At 63.7% G+C, this 12,652-nt stretch carries 9 protein-coding genes; 4 read left to right on the top strand and 5 right to left on the bottom strand.

The genetic code is table 11. The annotated features are described in order from the left end of the window. The first annotated feature begins 225 nt into the window (after positions 1–225). The 3 genes from glnA (at position 226) to ntrC (ending at position 4,540) form a co-directional block, all read left to right on the top strand. The gene (gene glnA / locus AB6804_RS02070; protein ID WP_035961014.1) at positions 226–1,641 is read left to right on the top strand and encodes a type I glutamate--ammonia ligase; all 1,416 of its coding nucleotides are present in this window, start codon (positions 226–228) and stop codon (positions 1,639–1,641) included. A 148-nt stretch (positions 1,642–1,789) separates the two neighbouring features. Beyond that, on the top strand, positions 1,790–2,932 hold the full coding sequence (gene glnL / locus AB6804_RS02065) for a nitrogen regulation protein NR(II) (RefSeq protein WP_370885027.1): 1,143 nt from the start codon (positions 1,790–1,792) through the stop codon (positions 2,930–2,932). Positions 2,933–3,046: 114 nt separating this feature from the next. After that, positions 3,047–4,540, top strand: coding sequence for a nitrogen regulation protein NR(I) (gene ntrC, locus AB6804_RS02060; protein ID WP_370885026.1), 1,494 nt, complete (start codon positions 3,047–3,049; stop codon positions 4,538–4,540). Positions 4,541–4,552: 12 nt separating this feature from the next. Here ntrC and xth read toward each other — a convergent pair whose 3' ends face one another. Then, complete coding sequence (gene xth, locus AB6804_RS02055) at positions 4,553–5,332, bottom strand: exodeoxyribonuclease III (RefSeq protein WP_244792900.1); 780 nt, start codon at positions 5,330–5,332, stop codon at positions 4,553–4,555. A gap of 248 nt (positions 5,333–5,580) precedes the next feature. Here xth and AB6804_RS02050 point away from each other — a divergent pair, with 248 nt between their 5' ends. Further along, positions 5,581–6,855, top strand: coding sequence for an amidohydrolase family protein (locus AB6804_RS02050; RefSeq protein ID WP_370885025.1), 1,275 nt, complete (start codon positions 5,581–5,583; stop codon positions 6,853–6,855). 45 nt (positions 6,856–6,900) lie between these two features. Here AB6804_RS02050 and AB6804_RS02045 read toward each other — a convergent pair whose 3' ends face one another. From AB6804_RS02045 to AB6804_RS02030, 4 genes are all read right to left on the bottom strand, one after another. Further along, a complete protein-coding gene (locus tag AB6804_RS02045) occupies positions 6,901–9,018 on the bottom strand; it encodes a M3 family metallopeptidase (RefSeq protein ID WP_370885024.1) in 2,118 nt (705 codons plus the stop codon). A gap of 156 nt (positions 9,019–9,174) precedes the next feature. Next, on the bottom strand, positions 9,175–10,029 hold the full coding sequence (gene folD, locus AB6804_RS02040) for a bifunctional methylenetetrahydrofolate dehydrogenase/methenyltetrahydrofolate cyclohydrolase FolD (RefSeq protein WP_370885023.1): 855 nt from the start codon (positions 10,027–10,029) through the stop codon (positions 9,175–9,177). A gap of 190 nt (positions 10,030–10,219) precedes the next feature. After that, complete coding sequence (locus tag AB6804_RS02035) at positions 10,220–11,134, bottom strand: DUF2950 domain-containing protein (protein ID WP_370885022.1); 915 nt, start codon at positions 11,132–11,134, stop codon at positions 10,220–10,222. A gap of 53 nt (positions 11,135–11,187) precedes the next feature. Then, the gene (locus AB6804_RS02030; RefSeq protein WP_370885021.1) at positions 11,188–12,492 is read right to left on the bottom strand and encodes a DUF3300 domain-containing protein; all 1,305 of its coding nucleotides are present in this window, start codon (positions 12,490–12,492) and stop codon (positions 11,188–11,190) included. Between the last annotated feature and the right edge of the window lie 160 nt (positions 12,493–12,652).

Raw genomic sequence — 12,652 nt, 5'->3', positions numbered from 1 at the left:
AACGGCACTCGGCACACAAATGGTGCATATGAGGCGCGTGTGGTTAAGCCGGTCACGCCGGCATCTTAGCAACGCGTGAAATTTCGCCAGTTTTATCAAGCGCTTGGCGCAGGATTAATGCGCTTGGCACGGAAGCTGCTTTTTCATCCTCGATTGAGACGGAAGTGCAGGATTGGTCGAGGCGGCGGAGTGATCTGCCGACTTTTGTTAATCAGGAGATAGGTAATGAGTAAATCCGTGGCCGACGTCATGCAACTCGTCAAGGACGAGGACGTCAAGTTTGTCGATTTCCGCTTCACCGACACGCGCGGCAAAGAACAACACGTTTCGGTGCCGGTATCGGCATTCGACGATGACAAGTTTGAAAGCGGCCACGCTTTCGACGGTTCGTCCATCGCCGGCTGGAAAGGCATCGAAGCGTCGGACATGCTGCTCGTCCCGGATGCGGACACCGCCTTCATCGACCCGTTCTACGAAGAATCGACGCTGGTCCTGACCTGCGACGTTGTGGAGCCCGCTGACGGCAAAGGCTATGAGCGCGACCCGCGTTCGCTCGCGAAGCGCGCAGAGGCCTATCTCAAAAGCTCGGGCCTGGGCGACACCGCCTTCTTCGGTCCGGAGCCGGAATTCTTCATTTTCGACTCGGTGCAGTGGAACACGGATCAGTCGGGCACGTTCGTGAAGATCGGCTCGGAAGAAGCGCCGTGGTCGTCGGCGAAGGAATTCGAAGGCGGCAACACGGGCCATCGTCCGGGCACGAAGGGCGGCTATTTCCCGGTCGCGCCGGTCGACACGTTCCAGGACATCCGCTCGGAAATGTGCCTGCTGCTCGAGCAGATCGGCATTCCGGTCGAAGTGCACCACCACGAAGTGGCGGGCCAGGGCCAGAACGAAATCGGCACCAAGTTTTCGACGCTCGTTCAGCGCGCGGACTGGTTGCAGCAGATGAAGTACATCATCCACAACGTCGCGCATACGTACGGCAAGACGGCGACGTTCATGCCAAAGCCGATCGTCGGCGATAACGGCTCGGGCATGCACGTTCACCAGTCGATCTGGAAGGACGGTCAGAACCTGTTCGCGGGCAACGGCTACGCCGGTCTGTCGGAATTCGCGCTGTTCTACATCGGCGGGATCATCAAGCATGCTCGCGCGCTGAACGCGATCACGAACCCGGGTACGAACTCGTACAAGCGTCTCGTGCCGCACTTCGAAGCGCCGGTGAAGCTGGCTTACTCGGCTCGCAACCGTTCGGCATCGATCCGTATTCCGCACGTGAGCAATCCGAAGGGCCGCCGTATCGAAACGCGCTTCCCGGATCCGCTGGCAAATCCGTATTTGTGCTTCTCCGCGCTGATGATGGCGGGTCTCGACGGCGTGCAGAACAAGATCCATCCGGGCGAAGCAGCGGACAAGAACCTGTACGACCTGCCGCCGGAAGAGGACAAGAAGATCCCGACCGTGTGCGCCGGCCTCGACCAGGCGCTCGACGCACTCGACGCGGATCGCGAGTTCCTGACGCGCGGCGGCGTGTTCACGGATTCGATGCTCGACGCGTACATCGAACTGAAGACGAACGAGCTGCAACGTTATCGTCAGGCGGTGCATCCGATCGAGTTCGAAATGTACTACTCGCTGTAAGGCATGACGGCGGCGCTTCATTCGTGGCTGTTCGATGAAGCGCGCCACGCGACGTGATGCGACAACAAAAAGGGACGGCGCGCCGTCCCTTTTTTAATCGCCGTCGCGTCGAAGAAGCGACCTTGCTGGCCCACATCTTTCCTGTTCGATGGTGCTAAAGAACCTCATCAAGGCCCGCAAGGGTCACGCCGATGCGCTCTCCGACGATGCCCAGCTCGCCGCGACCGGCCTGTTGCCCGGCCTCGAAGCGCTGCCCACCGTCGTGCTCGTGCTCGACAAGCGCACCAGCAGGATCGCGTATGCGAACCCGTCGGCGGAATCGATGCTGGAGATGTCGCGCAAGCAACTGACGCAGACGCACTGGCCCGATCTTTTCGCCAACGCCGACGAACTCGCGACGACCATCGCGTCGATTGCGGAGAACCGCTTCAACGCGACGCGGCTCGACGCCGTGCTCGAGCGCGCCGGACGCGAATCGGTGCACGTGCACGCGATCGTCGCCTATCTCGAAGCCGCGACCGATTACGTGCTGCTCGAACTCTTCGAGAACGAGCGTCATCTGCGGACCGATCGCGAAGAGCGCATTCACGACCTCACGGCGGTCAACAAACAGCTCATCCGCAATCTCGCTCACGAGATCAAGAATCCGCTCGGCGGCATACGCGGCGCGGCGCAATTGCTCGAATTCGAACTGGGCGCGCTGCAACGCGACGAGCTGCGCGAATACACGCAGGTCATCATCAAGGAATCCGACAGATTGCAGACGCTCGTCGACAGGCTGCTGGAGCCGCATCGGCATCCGCATATCGTCGGCGATGTGAACATCCACGAAGTGTGCGAGCGCGTGCGCGCCGTGATTCTCGCGGAGTTCCCGCGCGGCCTGACGATCGAGCGCGACTACGACGTGAGCGTGCCCGATCTGCGCGGCGACAAGGAGCAACTGATTCAGGCCGTGCTCAACATCGTGCGTAACGCGGCCGAGGCGCTCAGGGAGCGTATCTCGCAAGGCGACGCGAAGATCGAACTGCGCACGCGTATCGCGCGCAAGGTCACGATCGGCAAACGCCTGCACAAACTGGCACTGGACTTGCATATCACTGACAACGGTCCTGGCATTCCCGGCGAGATTCGCGATCGCATCTTTTTTCCGCTCGTGTCGGGCCGGGAAGACGGCAGCGGTCTGGGTCTCACGCTCGCGCAATCGTTCGTGCAGCAGCACGACGGGCTGATCGAAGTGGAAAGCAAACCGGGCTGTACCGAGTTCACCATTCTGTTGCCGTTCGGAAACTGAGGGCATCGACCGGCAAGGACAACCGACTATCAAACAGGCGCCGCTGCTTGACCTGAAGCCTGACCGTTTCGACGGGCATACACCGAACCACACGAAGACTTCTCGCCGAACGATATGAAGCCGATCTGGATAGTAGACGACGACCAATCCATCCGCTGGGTGCTGGAAAAAGCCCTCGCACGAGAGAACTTCACGACGCGCAGCTTCTCCGGCGTGCGCGATGCGCTCGCCGCGCTCGAAACCGACAGCCCGCAGGTGCTGGTTTCGGATATCCGCATGCCCGGCGGCTCGGGGCTCGAACTGCTGCAAACCGTGCGCGACCGGTTGCCGGGGCTGCCGGTCATCATCATGACGGCGTTCTCCGATCTCGATAGCGCCGTCGCGGCGTTCCAGGGCGGCGCGTTCGAATACCTCGCCAAGCCGTTCGATATCGACAAGGCGGTGGAGCTGATCCGCCGCGCCGTCGACGAGAGCATGCGCGGCGATGCCGCCTACGACGAGCGCGTGACGGAAACGCCCGAGATGCTCGGACAGGCGCCCGCGATGCAGGACATGTTCCGTGCGATCGGCCGCCTGTCGCATTCGGCGGCGACCGTCCTCATCACGGGCGAATCAGGCACCGGAAAGGAGCTTGTTGCGCGCGCGTTGCACCGACATAGCCCCCGCGCGAACGGTCCGTTCATCGCGCTGAACACGGCGGCGATTCCGAAGGATCTGCTGGAATCCGAACTATTCGGCCACGAGCGCGGCGCATTCACCGGCGCGCAGGCGATGCGTCAGGGCCGCTTCGAGCAGGCGGAGAACGGCACGCTGTTTCTCGATGAAATCGGCGACATGCCGTTCGATCTGCAAACGCGGCTGTTGCGCGTGCTGTCGGACGGGCAGTTTTATCGCGTGGGCGGGCATAATCCGCTCCGCGCGAATGTGCGCGTGATCGCGGCGACGCATCAGAATCTCGAATCGCGCGTGAGACAGGGCTTGTTTCGCGAGGACTTGTATCACCGTCTGAACGTGATCCGCCTGCGTCTGCCTGCGCTGCGCGAACGAAGCGAAGACATTCCGCTGCTCGCGCGCCATTTCCTGCAGAAGAGCGCGCGCGATCTGGGCGTCGAGCCCAAGCGCGTCTCCGACGATGCGCTCGCGTATCTCGCGTCGCTGCCGTTTCCCGGCAACGTGCGGCAACTCGAGAATCTGTGCAACTGGCTCACGGTGATGGCGCCCGCACAGGTGATCGAGCAGAAGGATCTGCCGCCCGATCTCACGGCGCGCCAGGAGACATCGGCGGAGGTGATCGCGGTATCGCCCGATGGCGCGGTCGCGCTCAACGGTGCAGTCGCGGGCGCTGCGTCGGCATCGGGCGCGGCGACCGCGGCCCCGGCGGGCGTGCCGGTGAGCGTGTGGGAAAGCGGCTTGCGCACGGAAGTCGCGCGCCTGTTGCGTGAGAACTCCGCCGATGTAATGGATGAACTCGCGCGCCGCTTCGAAGCCGCCGTGATTCGCGAGGCGCTCGACTTCACGCGCGGGCGCAAGGTCGAGGCGGCGGAGCGGCTGGGTATCGGCCGCAATACGATCACGCGCAAGATTCAGGAATTGCATCTCGACGCGTGAACCTTCGCGGGATCAGCAGCCGATGTTCGCGATCACCGGCGCGTGATCGGACGGCTGATCCCACTTGCGCGGCGCCTTGTCGACTTCGCACGACGAACACAGTTCCGCGAGATCGGCCGACAGCAGGATATGGTCGATGCGCAGCCCCGCGTTGCGCCGGAACGCCATCATTCGATAATCCCACCACGTGTAGAGCTTCTCGGGCTGCTCGAACTTGCGGAAGGCATCGGTCAGGCCGAGTCCGACGAGTTGCAGGAAATGCGCGCGCTCTTCGGGCGACACGAGATTTTGTCCTTCCCACGCTTTCGGATCGTGCACGTCGCGGTCGTCGGGCGCGATGTTGTAGTCGCCGAGCAGCGCGAGCTTCGGGAACTGCGTCATCTCTTCTCGCAGCCATTCGCGCAACGCATCGAGCCAGCGCATCTTGTAGGCGAACTTGTCGCTGCCGGGCGCTTGCCCGTTCGGAAAATACGCGGAGACGATGCGCATATCGTTGACGGTCGCCGCGATCACGCGCTGCTGCAGATCTTCGAAGCCGGGGATGTTGCGCACGACGGTCGCATCGTGAACGTCGATGCCGTCGCGCACCAGAATGCCCACGCCGTTATAGGTCTTTTGTCCCGCGAACCAGCTTTTGTAGCCGGCCGCTTCGAGTTCGGCGCGCGGGAATTTCTCGTCGGGCAGCTTGAGCTCCTGAAGGCACAGGACATCGACTTGCGACACTTGCAGCCAGTCGATGACGTGTTGCAGGCGGACCTTGAGAGAGTTGACGTTCCAGGTAGCGATTTTCATTGACGGCGAGGGCGGTGAGTGCGTGACTTGTCGATCGAAGGACGAATGATAACGCCACGGGGCGTTGCGGCTGATGGCTTGTCGATTGACCCTCCGCGTATAACGTCGCGGTCACTGCGCCAGCAACACACCCATCCTTGCTCTGTGTTCAATGCTCGCGACAGAGAACGTCCCTGACACAGCACATTCAACCACGCGTTAATGTCTCGCTACAATCGACCAAACAGCCACCGACGGAGAGTTCGCAGATGGACATCATCATTCGCCGCGCATCGCTCGTTCGTTCGACCGGCCTCGTCGATATCGGCATGGAAGCGGGGCGCATCGCCGCGATCGAGCCGCATCTGAACGCGACCGCACGCGATGAAATCGATGCAAACGGCTCGCTCGTCACCGCGCCTTTCGTCGATGCCCACTTCCACATGGACGCAACGCTCTCCTACGGCTTGCCGCGCGTGAACGCATCGGGGACGCTGCTGGAAGGCATCGCGTTATGGGGTGAACTGAAGCCCGAACTGACGCAGGAAGCGATCGTCGAACGCGCGCTGCAATACTGCGACTGGGCCGTCGCGCGCGGTCTGCTTGCGATCCGCTCACACGTCGATGTTTGCGATCCGCGTCTGCTCGCCGTCGAAGCGCTCGTCGAAGTGAAGCGGCGCGTGAAGCCGTATCTCGATCTGCAACTCGTCGCGTTTCCGCAGGACGGCGTGCTGCGCAGCGCGGGCGCGTTCGAGAATCTGAAGCGTGCGATCGAGTTGGGCGTCGATGTCGTCGGCGGCATTCCGCACTTCGAACGCACGATGGCCGACGGCGCGGCATCGATCAAGCTGCTGTGCGAGTTTGCGGCCGAACGCGGCCTGCGCGTCGACATGCATTGCGACGAATCCGACGATCCGATGTCCCGCCATATCGAAACGCTCGCGGCGGAAACACATCGGCTCGGGCTGCATGGACGCGTGACCGGCTCGCATCTCACGTCGATGCACTCGATGGACAATTACTACGTCAGCAAGCTGATTCCGCTGATGCGCGAGTCCGGCGTGGCGGCCATCGCGAATCCGCTCATCAACATCACGCTGCAAGGGCGCTCGGATACTTACCCGAAGCGGCGCGGCATGACGCGTGTGCCGGAACTGATGGCGGCGGGCATCGACGTGGCGTTCGGCCACGACTGCGTGATGGACCCTTGGTACAGCCTCGGCTCGGGCGACATGCTGGAGGTCGCGCACATGGGCTTGCACGTCGCGCAGATGACGGGCGTCGATGCAATGCGCGCCTGCTTCGACGCCGTCACGACGACGCCCGCGCGCATTCTCGGGCTGGAAGGCTATGGCATCGAAGTCGGATGTCAGGCGGATTGCGTCGTGCTCGACGCGCGCGATCCAATCGAGGCGATACGCCTGCGCGCGGCGCGCACGGCGGTCATCAGAAGAGGGAAGGTGGTGAGCCGCAGCCCGGCCATGCGCGCGACGCTCGCGCTCGAAGGCCGGCCCGCGGAAGTGGACTTCAGGATCAGGCGCTAGAAGCAAAAACCCCGGCGGTTCGCCGGGGTTGATAGAAGCCGAAGCTCAGTGAAGCGTCTGCCCGGCCATGCCGTTGTGACGCAACAACGCGTCGATGTTCGGCTCGCGTCCGCGGAACGCCTTGAACGATTCCATCGCGGGACGGCTGCCGCCGACTTCGAGAATCTCCCGGCGATAGCGCGTGCCGGTCTCCGCATTCAGCACCGAACCGCTGGCGGCCTTCGCGGCTTCTTCGAATGCGGCGTAGGCATCGGCGGACAATACTTCGGCCCACTTGTAGCTGTAGTAGCCCGCCGCATAACCGCCCGCGAAGATATGGCTGAACGTGTTCGGCCAGCGCGAGAACGGCGTCTGCGGAATCACGTGGTATTTCTCGTTGATCTCGCGGGCGAGGTCGTTGACGTTCTGCGTCGCGTTCGCCGGATCGTACGACGTGTGCAGCACCATGTCGAACATCGAGAAGACGATCTGGCGCAGCGTGCCGAGTCCGCTCTGGAAGTTCTTCGCGGCGAGCATCTTGTCGAAGAGCTCGCGTGGCAGCGGCGCGCCGGTATCGACGTGAGCGGACATATCCGTCAGCACGTCCCACTCCCAGCAGAAGTTCTCCATGAACTGCGACGGCAGTTCGACCGCATCCCATTCGACGCCGTTGATGCCGGACACGCCCAGTTCGTCGACGCGCGTCAGCATGTGATGCAGCCCGTGCCCGAACTCGTGGAACAGCGTGATGACTTCATCGTGCGTGAAGCACGCCGGCTTGCCGCCAACCGGCGCGGAGAAGTTGCAGGTGAGATACGCGACCGGCGTCTGCACGCCGCCTTCGCTGCGCTTGTGACGCGCGCGGGCATCGTCCATCCATGCGCCGCCGCGCTTGCCTTCGCGAGCGTACAAGTCCAGATAGAACTGCGCGACCAGCGAGCCGTCCTTGTTTTCGACGCGGAAGAAGCGCACATCGGGATTCCACACGGCGGCTTCATCGCGACGAATCGATACGTTGAAAAGCGTCTCGGTGACCTTGAACAGGCCCTTCAGCACCGCTTCCTGCGGAAAGTACTGCTTCACTTCGTTCTCGGAGAACGAATAGCGTTTCTGACGCAGACGCTCCGCCGCGAACGCGATGTCCCACGGCTGAAGCTCGGGCATGCCGAGTTCCGTCGCAGCGAAGGCGCGCAGTTCCATCCAGTCGTTTTCGGCGTAGGGACGCGCGCGTACGGCGAGGTCTTCCAGAAACGCGATGACCTGGGCGGGCGATTCCGCCATCTTCGGCGCAAGCGATACTTCCGCGAAGTTCTGATAACCGAGCGTGCGCGCCTCTTCGAGACGCAGTTTCAAATGCTCGACGATATTCTGCGTGTTGTCCCACTCGGCCTTGCCGTGACCGTAGGTTTCGCCGAGTTCCGACGCACGCGTGACATACGCGCGATACATCGCCTCACGCAACGGACGGTGCTCCGCATATTGCAGCACCGGGAAATACGACGGGAAGTGGAGCGTGAACTTCCAGCCGTCCTTGCCTTCCTTCTGCGCGGCTTCGCGAGCCGCTTCGATCACGTCGCCGGGCAGGCCGGCGAGGTCGCTCTGCTGCGTGACGATGTACGCGTAGGCGTTCGTCGAGTCGAGCACGTGATCCGAAAATGCTTTCGACAACGCCGCCTGCTCTTCCTGCAACTGCGCGAAACGCGGCTTGCGGTCTTCGGGCAACTCCGCGCCCGACAGACGGAAGTCGCGCAGCGAGTTCTCGAGGATCTTTTTGCGTTCCGGCGACAGTCCGGCGAATGCATCGCTCGCGGCGATCGCCTTGTACTTCTCGTACAGCGCGAGATTCTGGCCGACGCTCGCGGAAAACTCGGTGACGCGCGGCAGGTTCTCGGCGTGCGCGGCGCGCAGTTCGGGCGTATCGGCGACGGCATTCAGATGCCCGACGATGCCCCATGCGCGCGAGAGCTTCTCCGATTCGCGTTCGACGGCCTCGACGACGTCCGTCCACGTGGCGGGCGTTTCCGGGGCGCTCGCGCGATCGACGGCGTCCTTGGCCGCGGCGAGCAGCACGTCGAGCGCCGGCGTGACATGCTCGGGCCGGATGTCGCCGAAACGCGGCAAGTCGGAGAAATCGAGCAGCGGATTGGCCGCTGCGGTCGGCGTGACGGCGGTGATATCGCTCATGGCTCTCCCAGTTTCGTGTTCAGTGAAGCGCGGGACGGGCCAGCAATGCCGAGGCCCGTCCCGCTCTAATGAAATGCCTGTCCGGACATTATTGGGGCGGCAGGGCCAAAATCCAATTGATTGTTTCCAAAGAGACGATTGGCGGTCTCCCTGAACTTACGCGGCTGCGGCGCGCTCCGCGGCTTCGATCGTATTGACGAGCAGCATCGTGATGGTCATCGGTCCGACGCCGCCCGGCACCGGCGTAATATGACCGGCCACTTCGCGCACGCCCGCGAAATCGACGTCCCCGCACAGCTTGCCGGCGTCGTCCCGGTTCATGCCGACGTCGATGACCGTCGCGTCCGGCTTCACCATGTCGGCGGTCAGAATATTGCGGCGGCCGACCGCGGCGACGACGACATCGGCTTCGCGCGTGTGCTTCGCGAGATCGCGCGTCTTGCTGTGGCAGATCGTGACCGTCGCGCCGGCTTCGAGCAGCAGAAGCGCCATCGGCTTGCCGACGATGTTCGAGCGGCCGATGACCACGGCGTTCGCGCCCTGCAGATCGATGCCGTGCGCCTCGAACATCTTCATCACGCCATAGGGCGTGCACGGGCGAAAGAGCGGCTTGCCGGTCATCAGCGCGCCCGCGTTGGCGACGTGAAAACCGTCGACGTCCTTCTCGGGCGCAATTGCTTCGATGACCTTGTGGCTGTCGATATGCGCGGGCAGCGGCAGTTGCACGAGGATGCCGTGAATCGACGGATCGGCGTTGAGCTTGTCGATGTGCGCCAGCAGTTCGCGCTCAGAAAGCGTCGCGGGGAAGCGGTCCATCACCGAATGCAGGCCGTTGTCCTGGCACGCCTTGACCTTGTTGCGCACATAGACTTCGCTCGCGGGGTTCTCGCCGACGAGCACGACGGCGAGGCCCGGCTTGTGTCCGCGAGCGGTGAGGGCGGCGGCGCGCACGGCGACATCGGCGCGGAGAGTCTTGGAAAGGGCGTTGCCGTCGATGAGTTGGGCAGTCATGGCGAATCAGTGAGGATGAGCCGTATGGCATGAATGGCGAGCCGCGTGCGCAGGGCGGGCTGCGGCGGACTTCGCGGGCGCTTTGTCTTGCGCCCTTGGGGAAGGGCGAGATTATACCGCCGGGCGCTTTAGAGCGTCCGGCGGTGAGAGGCGAGGGGGCGGCGGCGGGGCGTCGGCGCGGCGTCGGCAGTCAGGGGGAAACGGGCTGCCAGGACGAATCCGGGTCGAAGGTCTTGGTCGATGCCGCGGCGCGCGCCGTCGCGGGGCCCAAGTTCTTCTCGAAGACTTGCCCGTCCTGATTGACGATGAAGGTCATCACGCCGGTTTCGCCGTACTTTGCCGGCCACGCGATCATGCCGAAGCCTTGAGCGAGCGCGCCGCCCTGCGTGTAATTCTTCGCGCCTTCTTTTGCGTGCGGGCCCTGGCCGGTCAGGATGCGGTAGTGGTAGCCGTAGTACGCGTCGCCCGGATGCGTCTTGTTCGGCATCGTCGCGGCGAGCGGCCCGAGCGGGCTCTCCGGCTCGCCCGGCTCGGTGTTCCAGTACAGGCCGTCGTGCTTCCCGGGCGTGCTCACGAAGCGGTCGGCGTAGCGATTCATCAGCTTGCGATAGTCGTTCTGGGCATCGACGTAGGCGAGGGCGACGTGCATCACCGACCGCTCGTTGCGGCCGATGCGCCGCGTCAGCAGCTCGTCGCGCGCGCCGGGCATGTCGAAGCGCCAGCCCTTGCCGGTATCGACGAGCGGTATCGGCAGCGTCCAGCCGCTGTCGCCCGTTTCGATGTGCACGGTCTTGCGGCCGTTGAGCGGCTCCTTATCCTCGACGATGCGATGCCCCTTCGCCCACGATGCGAGGTACTCGTAGATATCGTCCTGGCCGACGCTGCCCGCCGGCACGTAGCGCGCGTGGTCCTTGCCGAGCACTTTCTGGAGCGCGGTTTCGTCACTGGATGCGATGGCATCGGTGAAGGCTTGCGCGGCGGCGTCGGGCGTGGCGTAAAGCGCCTGCGCATGGGCGATGGATGCCGCGACCGTCAGCGACGCGGCGGCGAGCGTCGCGCGCAGCAGCGTTTTCTTCGATGAGGCGAGCGTTGCGTTTTGAGTCATCTGAAGCTCCTGGGTCGGACTTGCATGAAGGCGTGTCTGGACACGTTCGTTCATCACCGGCGAAAACCTCCGCCGCCCCCGTGAAACCCTCCGCCCCCGCCGCCGTGGAAGCCGCCGCCGCCGCCGGCGCCCTGAAAGCCTCCGCCACCGCGTTGTATTCCGCCGCCCGCATCCGGATGCGCGCTCGCGAGCGATTGCCGGCTGGCTTGTCCGCGCTGCATGTCCTGCCGCGCGACGTTGCCGTCGCCCGCGCCGCGCAGCGCGTTGTCGCGATTGACGTTCTGCGCCCGCTGATGCAGATCGCCATTGCCCGCGCCGCCCTGACGCATGTTCTGCACGCGCTGGTTCGCCGGCTGATTCATGTTCTGCCCCGTGCGCTGCTGTAACGTTTGCGCCGCTTGCGCGCGCTCCTGATCACGGCCACGGAACTGGTCGCGATTCACCGACCCAAGGTTCTGGTTGTTCACGCGGTTCTGCCGGTTCACGTTGGTGTTCCGGTTGAACTGCGGATCGTTGCGATTCCAGCGCACGTTATTGCTGTTCGCATTGATGCGGTTGTTCACGTTGATGTTGTTGTAGCGATTCACGTTGACGTTCACATTCCCGCGATTCCAGTCGCAATTGCCCCACAGCGAGTTGGCGACCGCGATGCCCGCGCCAAATGCGAGCCCGGTGGCGAAACCGGTCGCGATTGCATAGCCGGGCGGCGGCGGGACATAGACAGGCGGATACGCCGGATACGGCCACGCGCCATAGACGACCGTCGGGTTATACGTGGGCACGTAGACGACCTGGGGATTCGCCGGGACGATCTGAATCGTGCTCTGCTCGACCACCACTTGCTGCTGCTCGGTCGTCTTGAGATTGCCGGCGGTCTGGGCGGCGCGGCGCAGGCGCTGCACCGAATCCATCACGTCGCTCGGCTGCGCGACGAACGCGTTGCCGAGCTGCGTGACCCAGTCGATCTTGGAGGCCATCGTCGCAAGCGCCTGTGGGAACGCGACCAGCGATTGCACGCTCGGGTCCCACGGCTCCGACTGCACCGCCTTCACGGCGTCGTCGCCCTTGATGTTCGAATTGGCCTTCGACCACTGCGCCGCTGCTTCGATATCCTGCGGATACGTCGACGCCATCAGCACCTGTGCGAGCAGGGCGTCCGGATAAAGCGCGACGGGCGCGACGAGTGCATCGAGCTGCTGGTTGGTGAGCTTCTGCGCCGGCGCGTTGCCTTGCGCCTGAGCGTAGACAGGCGGCGCGTGGAGCACGGCAAACGGCGCTGCGGCAAGCGTCGCCGCCAGCGCCAGCACGCGCCCCGCCCAGAGGCGGCTCACGAGCAATCTGGTTGATTTCTTGTTCACGGCGATCTCCTCCTGAGCGCGTGGCGGGTTATGGCTGCCGACTCATCATATCGAAATCGTGAGCCAAGGAATACTTGCGGACTGCCAAACAAATGCGATGCGCGCCTGCGCGAAGGACGGGGGATGATTGCCGAAGAAGCGTGTGGGCAGCGAGCGCATC

Source organism: Caballeronia sp. RCC_10 (assembly GCF_041360715.1).
GTDB lineage: Bacteria > Pseudomonadota > Gammaproteobacteria > Burkholderiales > Burkholderiaceae > Caballeronia > Caballeronia grimmiae.
This window is presented reverse-complemented; position numbering and strand designations above follow the sequence as displayed.